This is a genomic window from Parageobacillus sp. NEAU-HV-2, from assembly GCF_059115485.1.
This window is the reverse complement of the sequence record NZ_JBXUJJ010000007.1, coordinates 41,284-56,986: the sequence shown is the minus strand read 5'-3', so window position 1 is coordinate 56,986 and position 15,703 is coordinate 41,284. Positions and strand designations below refer to the sequence as shown.

Annotated in this window: 13 protein-coding genes; 7 read left to right on the top strand and 6 right to left on the bottom strand. The window is 44.8% G+C overall.

The genetic code is table 11. From position 1 onward, the window contains the following. The first annotated feature begins 104 nt into the window (after positions 1 to 104). The 5 genes from AC1WMD_RS12285 (at position 105) to manA (ending at position 6,695) form a co-directional block, all read left to right on the top strand. Positions 105 to 1,628 carry an FAD-dependent oxidoreductase gene (locus AC1WMD_RS12285; protein ID WP_494257422.1) on the top strand — a complete coding sequence of 508 codons (1,524 nt, stop codon included), beginning with the start codon at positions 105 to 107 and terminating at the stop codon, positions 1,626 to 1,628. Positions 1,629 to 1,774: 146 nt separating this feature from the next. Next, complete coding sequence (locus tag AC1WMD_RS12280) at positions 1,775 to 3,178, top strand: PTS fructose transporter subunit IIC (RefSeq protein WP_494257421.1); 1,404 nt, start codon at positions 1,775 to 1,777, stop codon at positions 3,176 to 3,178. A gap of 76 nt (positions 3,179 to 3,254) precedes the next feature. Further along, complete coding sequence (locus AC1WMD_RS12275) at positions 3,255 to 5,264, top strand: BglG family transcription antiterminator (RefSeq protein ID WP_494257419.1); 2,010 nt, start codon at positions 3,255 to 3,257, stop codon at positions 5,262 to 5,264. Next, positions 5,227 to 5,679 carry a PTS sugar transporter subunit IIA gene (locus AC1WMD_RS12270; RefSeq protein ID WP_017436987.1) on the top strand — a complete coding sequence of 151 codons (453 nt, stop codon included), beginning with the start codon at positions 5,227 to 5,229 and terminating at the stop codon, positions 5,677 to 5,679. Before AC1WMD_RS12275 ends, AC1WMD_RS12270 begins: the two co-directional genes overlap by 38 nt. Before the next feature lie 59 nt (positions 5,680 to 5,738). Next, positions 5,739 to 6,695, top strand: coding sequence for a mannose-6-phosphate isomerase, class I (gene manA / locus AC1WMD_RS12265; protein WP_494257418.1), 957 nt, complete (start codon positions 5,739 to 5,741; stop codon positions 6,693 to 6,695). Between the two features lie 41 nt (positions 6,696 to 6,736). Here manA and AC1WMD_RS12260 read toward each other — a convergent pair whose 3' ends face one another. The 4 genes from AC1WMD_RS12260 to AC1WMD_RS12245 all read right to left on the bottom strand — a co-directional run bounded on the left by AC1WMD_RS12260 (position 6,737) and on the right by AC1WMD_RS12245 (position 10,848). Beyond that, positions 6,737 to 8,209, bottom strand: a complete 1,473-nt coding sequence (locus AC1WMD_RS12260; RefSeq protein ID WP_043906352.1) for an alanine/glycine:cation symporter family protein — start codon at positions 8,207 to 8,209, stop codon at positions 6,737 to 6,739. A 115-nt stretch (positions 8,210 to 8,324) separates the two neighbouring features. Then, positions 8,325 to 9,467 (bottom strand): glycerate kinase, encoded by a 1,143-nt coding sequence (locus tag AC1WMD_RS12255; RefSeq protein WP_043906353.1) that lies wholly within the window; start codon positions 9,465 to 9,467, stop codon positions 8,325 to 8,327. A gap of 20 nt (positions 9,468 to 9,487) precedes the next feature. Continuing rightward, positions 9,488 to 10,753: a GntP family permease gene (locus AC1WMD_RS12250; RefSeq protein WP_494257417.1), complete on the bottom strand. Its 1,266-nt coding sequence runs from the start codon at positions 10,751 to 10,753 to the stop codon at positions 9,488 to 9,490. Further along, positions 10,738 to 10,848 (bottom strand): sugar diacid recognition domain-containing protein, encoded by a 111-nt coding sequence (locus AC1WMD_RS12245; protein ID WP_313770009.1) that lies wholly within the window; start codon positions 10,846 to 10,848, stop codon positions 10,738 to 10,740. Before AC1WMD_RS12245 ends, AC1WMD_RS12250 begins: the two co-directional genes overlap by 16 nt. 180 nt (positions 10,849 to 11,028) lie before the next feature. Here AC1WMD_RS12245 and AC1WMD_RS12240 point away from each other — a divergent pair, with 180 nt between their 5' ends. After that, a complete protein-coding gene (locus AC1WMD_RS12240; protein ID WP_494257415.1) occupies positions 11,029 to 12,315 on the top strand; it encodes an alkaline phosphatase in 1,287 nt (428 codons plus the stop codon). 52 nt (positions 12,316 to 12,367) lie between these two features. On the opposite strand, the gene desB is transcribed toward AC1WMD_RS12240, so the two are convergent. Beyond that, positions 12,368 to 13,486 (bottom strand): Delta(10) desaturase DesB, encoded by a 1,119-nt coding sequence (gene desB, locus AC1WMD_RS12235; protein ID WP_494257413.1) that lies wholly within the window; start codon positions 13,484 to 13,486, stop codon positions 12,368 to 12,370. Between the two features lie 403 nt (positions 13,487 to 13,889). Between desB and AC1WMD_RS12230 the strand changes: the two genes are divergently transcribed. Then, positions 13,890 to 15,125, top strand: coding sequence for a GGDEF domain-containing protein (locus AC1WMD_RS12230; protein WP_494257535.1), 1,236 nt, complete (start codon positions 13,890 to 13,892; stop codon positions 15,123 to 15,125). 33 nt (positions 15,126 to 15,158) lie between these two features. Here the strand turns inward: AC1WMD_RS12230 and rlmH are convergent, their stop codons facing one another. Continuing rightward, positions 15,159 to 15,638, bottom strand: a complete 480-nt coding sequence (rlmH, locus tag AC1WMD_RS12225; RefSeq protein WP_494257412.1) for a 23S rRNA (pseudouridine(1915)-N(3))-methyltransferase RlmH — start codon at positions 15,636 to 15,638, stop codon at positions 15,159 to 15,161. Between the last annotated feature and the right edge of the window lie 65 nt (positions 15,639 to 15,703).

Genomic DNA, 15,703 nt, shown 5'->3' with positions numbered 1-15,703 from the left:
TTTACACCTGCCTTTCCGTACATTATATTTTCTAACAATGACGGATAGTTTTTCCTCAATCAAGCCAAACTAATAAAAACACGATAAGGAGGCTTGTGTGATCTATGCTATCTCTTCCTTCATCATTGGAGCCATATTGGCGGACATCTGTCGAGCTGGCTTCGTTTCCAAAACTAAAAGAAGATATTCGTACCGATGTTGCCATTATTGGCGGAGGAATCTCTGGAATTACCACTGCTTATTTGCTTGCCAAAAAGGGAGTGCGCGTCGCTTTATTAGAGGCGGACCGCCTTCTCAACGGAACAACCGGGCATACGACTGCAAAAATTACGGCACAGCACGACATCATTTATGATGAGTTTATTCAACACCTTGGACAGGAAAAGGCGAAACTGTACTATGAAGCATGCATGGACGCATTGCGTTTTATCCGCAATACGGTCGAGCAGCACGCCATCGATTGCGATTTCATGGAACAGGATGCATACATATACACTACTTCTTCCGACTCCCTGACCAAATTAATCAATGAATGGAAAGCATATGAAAAGCTCGGCATCGACGGGGCGTTTGTGGAAGCGATCCCGCTTCCGATCCCGGTGAAAGCCGCGGTCGTCATGAAAAATCAAGCACAATTTCACCCGCTGAAATACTTAACGAAACTAGTCGACATGATTGTCCAGGCTGGCGGAAAAATCTACGAATACACGCCTGCCGCGGATATCGAGCAAGGACAGACGCTGACCGTTGTCACCCGCGACAAAAAGCGGGTGACGTGTGAACATGTCGTCATTTGTTCCCATTTTCCGTTTTATGACGGCGGTTTCTATTTCTCACGTATGTACGCGGAACGCTCTTACGTATTAGGCGTGAAAATCGCTGAAACCTATCCTGGCGGCATGTATTTAAGCGCGGACAACCCGAAGCGTTCCGTCCGCTACACCACGATGAACGGAGAAAACTTAATTTTAATCGGCGGGGAAAACCACAAGACAGGACAGGGCGTCCCGATGATGCGGCATTACGAGTCATTGCAGTCGTTTGCCTCGGAGTTATTTACCGTGACCGACATCCCTTACCGCTGGTCGGCGCAAGATTTAACGACGCTCGATAAAGTGCCGTACATTGGGAACATGACCGCGGACACGCCGAATATTTATGTCGCGACAGGGTATCGCAAGTGGGGCATGACGAACGGAACCGTAGCGGGTCTATTAATCAGCGACCTGATCCTAGGACGCGACAACCGCTACCGTGACTTATATACGCCGTCCCGGTTTTATGCCGACCCAAGCATCAAACATTTTCTCACGCAAAATATCGATGTCGCGAAACACCTTGTCGAAGGGAAAGTCGAAGTGGTCGTCCGCAAGCCGGAAGACTTGGCCAACGGCGAGGGCGCGGTCGTGACCGTAAACGGAAAGCGCGCTGGCGCGTATAAGGATGAAAGCGGGACATTGTTCATCGTGGATACGACATGCACCCATATGGGATGTGAACTGGAATGGAACAGCGGCGACCGCACTTGGGACTGCCCGTGCCACGGCTCACGCTTCTCCATTCACGGCGATGTCGTCGAAGGCCCGGCGCAACGGCCTTTAAACAAAATAGAGGACTATCCATCGTAACAAAGAGCTGCCTTATATTGGGCGGCTCTTTTCTCTATTCCACAACTTTTTACCGGAACTTACGGTATCTATTTATTCTATTTCCGATGTCGAATTACGTTAATATTAAGTTGTGAAAAGGCTTACAATAAAAGGGGGTAACAACGTTGAAATTGCTTGCCATTACTTCATGCCCTAACGGTATTGCACACACATATATGGCCGCTGAAAAACTAGCAAAAGCAGCTGAAAAAATGGGACATGAAATTAAAGTGGAAACACAAGGTTCCATTGGAGTGGAAAATGAGTTAACTCCAGAGGACATTCAATCTGCAGACGGAATTATCATCGCTGCAGATAAACAAGTAGATAAAAGTCGCTTTTATGGGAAACGAGTGCTCGAAGTATCCGTCACAGACGGTATCCGTAAACCAGAAGAGCTCATTGCTAAATTTGAACGTAACGAAGTTCCAGTATACGGAAAGTCACAGTCCGATACACTCAAAACGATTGAAGAAGTAAAAACAGAAAGAAAACAAAAACAAAATCTTATTTACCGTAACTTGATGAATGGCGTTTCCTATATGATTCCATTCGTCGTGATCGGTGGGCTTTTAATTGCTCTTTCTCTCGCTATTGGCGGTGAACCAACGGACAAAGGTCTTGTTATTCCAAAAGGGTCTATATGGAACGATATTCTCAATGTAGGAACGGCTAGCTTTACCTTCATGGTTCCAATTTTATCTGGCTTCATCGCAATGAGTATCGCTGATCGCCCTGGTCTCGCCCCTGGTATGATTGGTGGTTATATTGCAGCAAATGGAAGTTTTTATGGCAGTGAAGCAGGCGCTGGATTTATCGGGGGAATTATCGCTGGATTTTTAGCTGGTTATATTGCAAAATGGATTAAAAGTATTCCTGTTCCGAAAATCGTTCAACCTATTATGCCAATACTTGTAATTCCATTATTTTCTTCGATCCTTGTAGCAGTCATTTTTATTTTTATCCTTGGACAGCCAATTGCCGGCATTATGGAATGGCTTACTTCGTGGCTCAATAGTATGCAAGGAGCTAGCAAAGTTATTCTTGCCATGATTCTCGGAGCAATGATTGCGTTTGATATGGGGGGACCTGTCAATAAAGTTGCCTTTTTATTTGGTTCTGCTATGATTGCAGAAGGAAATGTCCATATTATGGGGGCGATTGCTGTAGCGATTTGTATACCGCCTCTTGGACTAGGATTAGCGACTTTACTTAATAAATCCAAATTTACGGAAGAAGAACGGGAAGCTGGAAAAGCGGCACTCGCTATGGGACTCGTCGGTATCACCGAAGGCGCTATTCCATTCGCAGCGCGAGATCCGCTTCGCGTCATCCCAAGCATTATGATCGGTTCGATGGTCGGTTCCGTCATTGCCATGTTAAGCGGTGTTACTGACCATGTACCACACGGTGGCCCGATTGTTGCAGTATTCCAAGCTGTAGAACATGTACCGATGTTTTTCGTATCCATCATTATCGGAATGATTGTCACTGCTTTACTTGTCAATGCCATTAAAAAACCTGTTTAGTTCGTATCATTTCAGAATCTTTGCTATAAGCAAAGATTCTTACTTTCTATCTATTGAAAAAAGGAGGTGAGCATTGATGCTTTCCCGTCATAAACAATTATTAAAGCAGTTATTAGCTGCTCATACGTATACTTCGGTTGCAACGTTGGCAAGTCAACTAGTTTGTTCGGAAAAAACGATTCGTAATGATTTAAAAGCACTCGATGAATTTCTTTCCGAGAAATACCCAAATATTGTTATAGAACGAAAACCAAGTGTTGGAGTCATTATTAAAGGGAAGGAGACGGAAAAGCAAAAGCTTCTTCATGATTTGGCCCGGCTTGAAGAAACAAATTCTTCCCAAGATTATCGAAAACTTCAATTAATAAAAATACTTCTCACAGAAGACAAACCGATAACAATGCAACAGCTCGCCGAACGATTTTATATTAGTAAACCAGCTATTCAACATGATTTAGAAGAAATCGAACAATGGTTGCAATCGTTCGGCCTCGTACTTATTCGGAAACCTCACCTCGGCATAAAAGTAGAAGGAACCGAACAGGCATGGCGTACCGCCTTATCGCGATTAGTAGAACTTCTTGTAGACCATTCTTATTATATATTCGACGCCAAGCAACTAAAATTAATCGAAGACGTATTGAAGCCATACGAGCTTGCCTTGATCGAAAAAGAAGTACGAAAAATGGATGAATGGCTTGAGTTTCCTCTTACCGATCAATCTGTGATCAGTTTAACAGTGCATATCGCTATCGCAATCAAACGGATCAAAATGGGCCATCGTATTGATATCAATACCAATCAATTGCAAGAGTTGCAAACAAAACCAGAGTATCGGCTTGCCGAACAATTGGCAAAACAAATCGAACAATGGATTGCTGTAAAAATCCCTGACGAAGAAATTGGATATATCACGTTGCATCTGCTTGGCGCAAGATTGCGATATGATCAGACAAATGAAAAAAAAGATATCGAGCAACTGTTAACAAAAATGGACAACGAAGCATTGCAAATCGTAAAAGAGCTTATTCATGATATTTCTTTGCATACCGATGAACGTTTACGTGAAGATAAAGAGTTATTAATCGGACTTACGATTCATGTTCATTCTACACTCAATCGACTGCGGAACGGGTTAGCCGTAAAAAATCCTTTATTAAAAGATATCAAACAAATGTATCGCTATCCGTTTGAAATCGTGTTGTCACTGATCCCAAAAGTCGAGAAAAAAATAAATGTTCCAATTCCCGAGGATGAGGTCGCCTATATTGTTCTTCACATTCAAGCGGCTTTGGAACGGATACAGCACAAGAATGAAAAAATAAGAGCAGTTATTGTTTGTGCCACTGGTTCGGGAACATCCCGGCTCATCGAAGCAAAGATATCCGCTGCCTTTCCAAAATTGGAGATTGCTGCTGTTGCATCTATCGCGAAACTCAATGAAATCGTTGCTACGACACAGCCAGATGTGCTTATCAGTACTGTTCCATTAGAACATCGAAAAATTCCTGTGATCACGGTAAGCCCACTGCTGCCAAAACAAGAACTTGACATGATAGAACAATGGATAGAACGTGCGTCTCAGCCAAGCCGTTATGAAATGTTGAGACAACTAATGAACCCTTCATGTATTTTTCTTGATATATCAGTTTCCAATCGCTTTGAAGCCATTGACTATATAGCAAATGAACTTTGCAAACGAGGATATGTAAAACCACTATATGGACAAAGCGCCAAAGAGCGTGAAACACTTTCCTCAACATATATCGGTGGAGGAATCGCTATTCCACATGGTCAAATTCAATGGATTAATCAATCCGTTATTGCCGTGGCTCGTTTATCTTCACCAATTGATTGGGATGGTGAGCAGGTAAAATTTGTGTTGATGATTGCCCACCGTCTCAACGATAACAGGCAAATAAAAAAACTGTTTCAAGAAATAGCTCTTCTTTCCGAAGACGAACAAATGCTAAAACAGCTATCTGTCTGCAAAACAGCAGATGAATTTATCAATTGCTTCAAATCAAGAAAAAGGGGAGAAATCGAAAATGAAATTAACAGAATTAATGACTATGGAATTGATTGAGCTACAACTGAAAGGGGAAACGAAAGATGAGATTATGGAAGAAATGGCTACCATGATCGATCGTTCTGGCGCCTTATACGACAAAGAAGCGTATAAACAATCGCTGTATCATCGCGAAATGGAAGGAAGCACAGGCATCGGATTTGGTATTGCGATTCCTCATGGAAAAAGTCATGCTGTAAAACAAACATGTGTTGCCTTCGGGGTAAAACGTAGCGGTGTAGACTGGGACAGCTTAGACGGCGAAAAAGCTCAGCTCATTTTTATGATCGCTGTACCAGAAGAACAAGCAAGTAACGAGCATTTAAAAATTCTCCAATTCTTATCTCGAAAACTTATGGATGATGAATTTCGCGAACATCTTTTACAAGCAAAAACCAAAGAAGAAATCATGCAATTATTCGAACAAGTATAATGTATAATTATAATAAAGTTATGGCAATCATGTATAACTCTATAAAAGGGGGGATTCCCATGCAAATCGAGCCAATTTTTCTCACTCCTATTTTCCAAGAACGCATTTGGGGCGGTACAAAGCTAGCGGAACGATTCGGTTATTCGATTCCGTCGCCGCATACAGGCGAATGCTGGGCTGTATCTGCCCATCCAAATGGTCAAACCGTGATTAAAAACGGGCCATTTCAAGGAATGACGCTTGGCCAATTGTGGGAAGAGCGCCGCGACTTATTTGGCCACTTTCCATCGGACCGCTTTCCATTGTTGACGAAAATTTTAGATGCGAACGCCGATTTATCGGTGCAAGTGCATCCCGATGACGCATACGCGCAACAGCATGAAAATGGCGAACTCGGAAAAACGGAATGCTGGTATATTATCGACTGCAAACAAGGTGCAGAGCTTGTTTATGGGCACCATGCAAAGACGAAAGAAGAATTGAAGGAAATGATGGAACAAGGACAGTGGGACAAGTTGCTTCGCAAAGTTCCGATTAAGCCCGGCGACTTTTTCTATGTCCCGAGCGGCACAATGCACGCCCTTTGCGAAGGGACGCTCGTCCTCGAGACACAGCAAAGCTCGGACACGACCTATCGCGTCTACGACTATGACCGCGTCGACGCCAACGGGAAGAAACGTGAACTCCATTTAGAGAAAGCGCTTGACGTCATGACCGTCCCGCATCGCGATGCCGCCGTTCACCCGCGCGTCACACAAATGGGCAGCACTGTCGTTACCACCTTTATCGAAAGCAACTACTTTGGCGTACAAAAGTGGGAAGTGGACGGGACTGCCGAATTCGAGCAAACCCGACATTTCTTGATCGTCAGCGTCCTTGCCGGACAAGGGGAGCTCGTATCCAGAGAACGTTCTTACATATTGAAAAAAGGAGATCATTTTATTTTGCCGCATCAATTTGGCCGCTTTACCATTAAAGGAACATTGGAAGCGATCGCCTCATGGCCGCGTGCATAATATAAAAAGGAGCTGTCTGCGTATAGACAGCTCCCTTTATATTAATCTTCGTTTACTGCTTTTGCGTGAGAGGTTGGATATTCTTTTTCCCAAAAGTCAGCACCCGTAATACCTAGTTTTACTGGATCAAAGACCGGATCTTTTCCGGCTTTTTTCTGTTGTTCATAGTCCTTCAGAACTTTTAACGCTGGTTTCGTCAATAAAAGAATCGCAATCAAATTGAGCCAAGCCATGCTTCCGACACCGATATCGCCCAGCGTCCAAGCAAGTTTCGCCGTTTTCACGCATCCGTAAAATACAACTGCTAACATCGCAATTTTTAATGCAAATTGAAGCCAGTTTGCCTTATTTAACTTCAATAGGCGGGCCATATACGCGATGTTCGTTTCTGCCATATAGTAGTAGGCCATAATCGTCGTAAACGCAAAGAAGAATAAAGCAATCGCGACAAACGGCGCGCCAAAGCCTGGAAATACCGTTTCCACCGCTTTTTGCGTAAAAATAGGCCCTGGCTCCACATCCCCAAGTTTTTGCACAATTGGCGCTTTTCCTTCCGGCGTGACATTATACATGCCAGTGATCAAAATCATGAATGCCGTCGCCGAACATACAAACCATGTATCGACGTAGACGGAAAATGCTTGAACTAAGCCTTGTTTCGCCGGATGCGACACTTCAGCTGCTGCGGCCGCATGCGGCGCCGTCCCTTGTCCCGCTTCATTGGAATAAATGCCGCGTTTCACACCCCAGGAAATCGCCGCGCCAAGAATGCCGCCAAACGCTGCGTCCATGCCAAAGGCGCTGCGGAAAATTAAACCAAGTACACGCGGCAGTTCAGAAATATTGGCAAAAACGATAAATAAGGCCATTAAAATATACCCTAGCGCCATAAACGGGACAATCCATTCAGCTGCACGTGCAATCCGTTTGACGCCGCCAAAAATGATAACACCTAAAAGAATAACAATGCCAATTCCCGTAACCGTCGGGCTGACCCCAAAAGCATTTTTAATCCCTTCGGCAATGCTGTTGGCCTGCACGCCTGGAAGCAGTACGCCGGTCGCCAGCACCGTCACAACCGCAAATAAGACTGCATACCATTTCATATTCAAGCCTTTTTCAATGTAATAGGCTGGACCACCGCGAAACTGGCCATCTTGTTTCGTTTTATACACTTGCGCAAGCGCCGCTTCGACAAACGCGGAGCCTGCCCCTATAAACGCGATGAGCCACATCCAAAAGACGGCTCCAGGCCCTCCAAATGCAATCGCCGTTGCGACACCGGCGATATTCCCTGTCCCTACCCGTCCGGACAATGCAAGCGACAGCGCTTGGAAAGAGGAAATTCCTGCCTCTGAGCTTTTGCCCTGGAACATTTGCTTGATCATTTCTTTCATGTGCCTCACTTGTAAAAAGCGAGTAAGCAATGAATAAAAGAGACCTGTTGCTAAACAAAGAACAACTAATGCCGGGCTCCAAATAATCCCGTTTAACCACTCTACAAATTTCTCCACTTCAATCCCCCCTATATCTATTCATCTAATAACATTGATATTATAAAATATTTTTAATTTTCTTTTAATATTAAATTTTAAATTAAAAAAAAGTCCCTTAAATGGAAGGGACTTCTCACCCCATATTTTTTCCAATTTTGCATGCCGCAGCAATGTTTCGTGCCACTTTTGTAATATAATATTCTGCGTTTTCAATAGCTTTTTCCAGTGAAATAATTCCCGGGACAATGCTGTAAAGCGCGTCAATGCCGTGGTTTAGCACAACATCGCTGTCATCGGACACGGAGCCGGCAAGGGCAATGACCGGTATATGGTACCGCTTGGCCGCTTTGGCGACACCGACGGGCGTTTTTCCAAAGATCGTCTGTCCATCGATGCGCCCCTCTCCAGTAATCACAAGCGCAGCGCCTTGAATTTGCTCAGAAAATTTTACCGTTTCCAATACAATGTCAACTCCGCGCTTTAAATCTGCGTTCAGAAAGGCAAGCAGCCCCGCGCCTAAACCGCCCGCCGCCCCGGCGCCAGGGATGTCTTTCACTTGTTTCCCTAACGCCTGTTCAATGACAGCGGCATAGTGCTGCAAATTTTGATCGAGCACCGCGACCATTTCCGGTGACGCCCCTTTTTGCGGACCGAAAATCGCCGAAGCCCCGTTTGGCCCTGTCAGCGGATTGTCGACATCGCAAGCCACCTCAATTTTGACGTGCTTCAGCCTCGCGTCCAGCCCGGAAAGATCAATGTCAGCCAGTTCGGACAAGCTGCCGCCTCCCGAACCGATTTCCTGACCGCGATGGTCTAAAAGACGGCCGCCAAGTGCTTGCACCATGCCGGCTCCGCCGTCATTGGTCGCGCTCCCGCCGATGCCGATAATAATATGCTCAGCGCCTTCGTCAAGAGCGGCAAGGATTAATTCACCCGTTCCTCTTGTTGTCGTCACGAGCGGGTTGCGCTTGTCCCGCGGGACAAGGTGCAGGCCGGAAGCGGCCGCCATTTCAATCGCTGCCGTCTTCCCGTCGCCAAGCATGCCGAAAAAGGCCGACACGCGCTCCCCAAGCGGTCCGGTCACTTCCGTTTCGACGATGCGTCCGCCTGTCGCGTCAACGAGCGACTGGACGGTTCCTTCTCCACCGTCTGCCATCGGCACTTTCACATATTCCGCCTCTGGAAATACTTCGCGGAAACCTTTTTCCACTGCATTCGCTACTTCGAGTGCGGACAGACTTTCTTTAAACGAATCTGGCGCAATAACGATTTTCATCTTCTCTCCCCCTATTGTGATCATGAAAACAAGCGAAAGACACCAAAAATAAGCGTCGAGATGACGGTAAGCGTCAAGCCGATCAGCGACTCATACGGAATTAATTTCAACCGTTCCTTTATCTCCATATGGACGCTGCCCGCCGTCGCGTGAAAGAAGCTGCCATGCGGCAAATGATCAAGCACCGTCGCTCCGGCATGAATCATGGCGGCTCCGGCTAATGCGGAAATGCCTAAACTCATAATTGTCGCACCGAAGACGCTGCTCGCGACAGCGGTTCCGGCAGTCGTCGAAGCGGTCGCTCCGGACATAAAAATTCCAGAGATCGGCGCCAGCACATAAGCAGGCAGGCCGAAATGATCCAATCCATGGACAATCACATCTTTTAGTGAAGAATTCGCGACAATCCCTGCCAATGTCCCCGTTCCGACCAACATAATGGCAACGCCGGACATTTTCGCTAATCCCGACATCATGAATGTATTTAAATGGGCCCCTTTTTTCATCACCAGCGCCCCAACGATGCCGCCAACAGGAAGAGCGATCATCGGATCAATCGCAATATGAAACAGCGGCCGCAACGCAAGCAATAAGATGGTAGCAAGCGGAGCGATAATGGCCGTGAAAAATGGCGGCACCGATCCATCACTTTTCCCTTCCCATCCTTCATCGACAGGCGTTCCTGTCCGGGCAAGTTTTTTGGCTATTATGTACGTAACGGTAAGGCCAAATGCCGCGGGAATAATCCCTGCCGCCATCAACGACGTTAATGGAATATGAAACACATCCGCCGCGGCGATGGCGTTTGGATTTGGCGACATAATGTTTCCCGCCTTTCCGCCGCCAATCATTGCTAATAAAATCGACGTTTTCGTGATATTCGCCCGTCTGGCAATCGCCAAGGCAATCGGCGCGACAGTAATGACCGCGACATCGACAAACACGCCAACCGCCGTCAGCAACATCGTCGCTACAGAAAGCGCAAGCAAGGCTTGCGTTTCGCCAAGTTTGCCGACAATCGTTTTGGCGATCGATGCCGCCGCCCCTGATTCCATTAAGACTCCCGCCAGCACCCCGGCGGCCAAAATGCGCAAGACGGCGGGAACCATTCCTTTTGCACCTTCCATCATGACGTTGACCGTATCCGTCACATTAACTCCGCCAACAATCCCACCAATGAAAGCTCCGGCAATCATCCCGTAGGCGGGGGAAACTTTTCGTAAAATCAATACAATGGCAATGATTAATGCTACGATTGCTCCTAATGCGCTTACTTGAATATCCATAACAGCTCCTCCTTTAATACGAACAATGCCCCCTCATGAACATGACTGATTCTCTCTTTATCGCCAGAGCCAATAATGTCACCTTCTCGATCCATCACATTCGTATTTCCCCCTAAAATCTTCATCGTCCGTTCAACGATAACTCCTTCGTAAATGGATACAACGCTTCTCCCTCCTTCTCCAACATTTTCACAATAATTACATCTTATTAATAATCTCTTCAATTTTCTTTTTTATCATAATGATTGTAAAAATAAGAAAAGGGAGTGTCAAATATGGTCCAAACCAAACGATGGCTGACAGGACTCACCTTAGGTGCAGCATTAACAATAACAACGTACGGAGCTATCACCGCATCCGCTTTTTTCAATAACGAACATTCTCCACAATCATCTTCTACTCAAGGAAAAGCAAAAAATGTTATCGTATTTGTCGGGGATGGAATGGGGGCTGCCCATCGTGACGCAATCCGCTTGGCAACAAAAGGAGTAAACGGGGAGCTGGAAATGGATGATATGCCTTATTCCGGAATCGTCCATACGAATTCCGCCGACAAAAAATCATTTATAACTGACTCCGCAGCTGCCGCGACCGCGATTGCGACAGGGGTAAAATCGTATAATGGCGCCATTGGGGTCGACGTGAATGGAAAACCGGTCCAAACCATTCTCGAACAAGCGAAGGAAGCAGGGAAATCGACAGGGCTTGTCACAACAAGCCAAGTGACGGACGCTACTCCGGCAGCATTCGCCGCCCATGTAGCCAATCGTTCATCCCAAAGCGATATTGCCAAACAATATCTCGAAAACAGCAAAGTAGATGTCATTTTAGGTGGCGGTGAAGATTACTGGTATCCGTCCGAAAATCCAGGGAAACACCCTGACCACCCTAGTGAGGATCCAAGCGAGGCAAGCAAAGGGACGCAAGGAAACCTTGTCGAGAAGGCAAAACAACTAGGTTATACATACGTAAGCAACGCTGACGAATTAAGACAAGCTCACTCGAATAAGCTCCTTGGTCTTTTTGCCAACGAAGAAATGTTCCAGCAACGTCCTGAAGGAGAGGGGGATGTGTACAATCCTGTCGTATCGCTACCTGAGATGACGAAAAAAGCGATTGACATTCTCTCCAAAAATAAAAAAGGATTTTTCCTCCTCGTTGAAGAAGAAGCCATCGATGAAATGAGTCATGAAAATAATGCTTCTCTCATGCTCAAAGCTGGTCAACAATTTGATAAAGCTGTCGCCATCGGAAAAGAATATGCGAAGAAACATCCTGATACACTCGTAATCGTTCTTGCAGACCATGAATGCGGCGGATTAGCAATTGAAACCGCCAATGATACAGATGAGTCAGGAGATGGAAAAACAATTTCCTCCGAAGATGGGCCGTTCCCTGTTGCTCATTCTGAACAAACGTTTACCATCGATTGGACGACAACCGGTCATACAGGTGTCGACGTTCCGCTAACCGCGATGGGACCAGGAGCTGACAAACTAACAGGCGTGTATGAAAATACGCATATTCATGATGTCATCGTTCAAGCGATGCGTCGAAAATAACAGTGAACAAAAAGGATTCTTCATCACTCTCATGATGAAGAATCCTTTTTTGTTATTTTTCGCCTTTCTCTGCCGCTTTTTTCATGGTCATCGGTTTCTTTTCCAAGCTGGAAAACGGCACTACCTCAACGTTTCGATACGTAATATTGTCAGGATCCAATCCATTTCCTAGCACACCGTAAACATGGCCTTGCCGCGGCTCAATCAGTTCATTTTGCTGATAATAGACTCTCGGCGTTTTCCAAAGCGCGGCCAATGCTTTACTCATCGGCATTTCATGATACCTCTCCGGCCACATTCGTTTAATATGCTCCTTCACTAATGGATAATATTTCGAGCTCATCGCTGGAAAGAGATGATGTTCCGTATGATAGGAAAAGTGAAAGTGAAGCACATCGACCCACTTCGGCACGGTCACCGAAAGGCTGTTCGCTAATGGATCATTCACCGGAACTAACGGATTTAAACGATGATTAGTAGAAATATAGCTCATCACGATAAAATTAGCGATGAACAATGGCAACAAAAAGGCGAAAAACCAACGTTCCCAGCCAATGATCAACAATAGCCCAATCCACGTAGCCCATGGCAGGCAAAACTGAAGCAAGATGACGCTCTGATTTTTCGGCCGAAAATCTTTGAAGAAATACACCAACATCCTGATAGAATGAAGTGTAAACATCACCGATAAGGAACTAAAAGCGAAAAACGCGCGAATCGGAAACGGAATTTTATATACCCAGCGCAATAAGCGGCTTTTGGCTAATTTCTCTAAACTTGGCCATGCGTCAGGATCCATTTCTTCATCCTGTGTGTGCACATGATGAGTCGCATTATGCCATTTTCGCCATAGCTTTGGCCCTGTGCATAGCGGCCAAAACGCAATCGCGCCTAGAACATCGCGCAACCACGGTTTTCGCACGACCGTGCCATGCAAAATTTCATGTCCTAAAAATCCTAATGACGCGAAACTGAAGCCTAGCACAACAGAAATGAGGAGATTCCATATCGGATGAAGATGCAAAAGAGAAACAGCGAGGATGCCACCGATGGTCAACAATAAATAAGCCAAACCTCCAAAAAGACGGGACTGAACAGGTTGAAACGCCTTCTTCGGCAAATACGGGGAAATTTTTGCCGCATACCAACCGAACGTATGAAATTCTTTCATTCAATAGCTCCTTTCAAATAATTCCCCGTTTGATAAGCAGCGATGAAGAAACCCTCCCCATGGATCATCGCGTTCATCAAAGTGCTTAACTTAACGAAGAACCATACCCTTCTTAACCAAGCGTGCAATTTTATGTGTCTAATATCTAAAATTTAAAATCGCTATTGGTTATTGGATTCCATGCTAACACCTTTTAGCTTGTCCTGTCAATCATTTTATGTTCTGATTCCACTATTTGGGTATTAAATTAAATAGAAAAATTTTCTAACTATAGGTATTTAATAAACGAACAAATAGAGATATAATTTTAATAAAAAATTGTTCTACTTATTTTAAAATTAATTATCTTTTAAATCAGAATATTTTTTTTATAACGATTTATATTGTAGGAGAGAAATAGATGATGCTATTGCGGGCAAGAAAAATCATTTTTGCTATCTTCTTTACTGCCGTTGCCATCGCTCTGTATTCCCATCCCTTTACCGCCAATGGTACATATTTTACAGCGCTGTTTTTATACTGGTTTTTTTCCAGCCTTTATTCCCATTTGCGCGTCGTCGATAAAACAAAAAGCAACATTCCTGTCGATTACGGCATCAATTACAGCTTATCGTTCGCAATTTTTGCCGGTCCGCTTGGATTGTTTATGTTTGAGGCATTGTTTCGCCTGACCGAACACGTTACAAAAAAATGGCTAAAAACGGCCGAACCTGACGAATGGCTGCATACGATATACAATATTGGCTCTTTTGTGACGTTTAATTCCCTTGCGTTCTACTTATATCACCTTCTTTATCCTTTGTTCAACCGCATCCCGTTTGGTTTTTGGCTGCTTTTGTTTTTGCTGATCGTTATCGTTTCCTTGTTGACGGACATTGGTCTTATTACTGTATTCCATGCCGTCGGCGATATAAAAACATGGCAAGAGGCAATTGACTTTATTAAAACAAGAAGCTTGTTTGACATGGGGAAAGTTTCATTAACAAACGGCCTGCTATTGATTTTCTTGGAAGAAAAACGATGGGACATGCTTATCAGCTTGTTTTTGCTCAATTATTTCGTCAGCCGCTCGTTTTTCTTAAAATCGCAAAGCATCCAGCATAAAATCGAGCGCGACCAATTTGAAAAAATGGCCTATACCGATTTTCTCACCGATGTCCATAACCGCGCGTTTATGGATAAAAAAATAGCTGAATTAAATCAAACAAATGAATGGATGAGCGTCGTCGTCGCCGATATCGACAATTTTAAAAAAATTAACGATACATATAATCATGCCGTCGGCGATCAAGTAATCCGGCATTTTGCCTCAACATTGCAACGATTTCTAGATAAAGATGATTTCTTATTCCGCAGCGGCGGAGAAGAATTTACGATGTTCCTGCGCAACCGGACTTTTGAAGAAAGCGTTCAGCTTGTAGAAACGATTTTGCAGGCGATTCGCGACAGTGTCGTATCTGTGGAATACGAGTCTGAAGAGAGACTCATCTCCTATACTTCTTCTTTTGGTTTATATTTCTTTCAAACCGGCGGTCATGTATCCATAGAGAAAGCATATGTATACGCTGATCAATTACTGCTTCAATCAAAAAACCTCGGGAAAAACAGAGTATCGGTAAAATACGGAGGAGCCGCGTAACATACGGCTCCTCTTATTGTGCAACCCCATTCCCTATTTATGATACGGCTCCCCTCTATTAATCCGAAACGCCCGATAAATTTGTTCAAGGAGAATAAGGCGCATCAGCTGGTGCGGGAACGTCATTTTGGAAAACGATAACGCTTCGTCGGCGCGCTGCATTACTTGTTTGCTTAAGCCTAGCGAGCCGCCGATTACAAATGCCACTTTGCTTTTTCCGTAAGTGGCCAGCTTGTCTAAATCGGCGGCAAACTGTTCCGATGACTTCATTTTCCCTTCTATCACCAAGGCAATGACATAGGCGTCACCAGGAATTTTTGCTAAAATCCGTTCTCCTTCTTTCTGCTTGATTTGCTCGGCTTCCTGCCCGCTTAAATGTTCCGGCGCTTTCTCATCCGGGACTTCAATAAGGTCGATTTTCGCATAAGCCGATAGCCGTTTTGTATATTCATTCACTCCTTGTACTAAATATTTTTCTTTCAACTTACCAACAGCAACAACATAAATATGCACAGATCATCCCCACCTTGCAAACATGTTATCAACAACACTTATCCACATATACACAGAGTCTATCC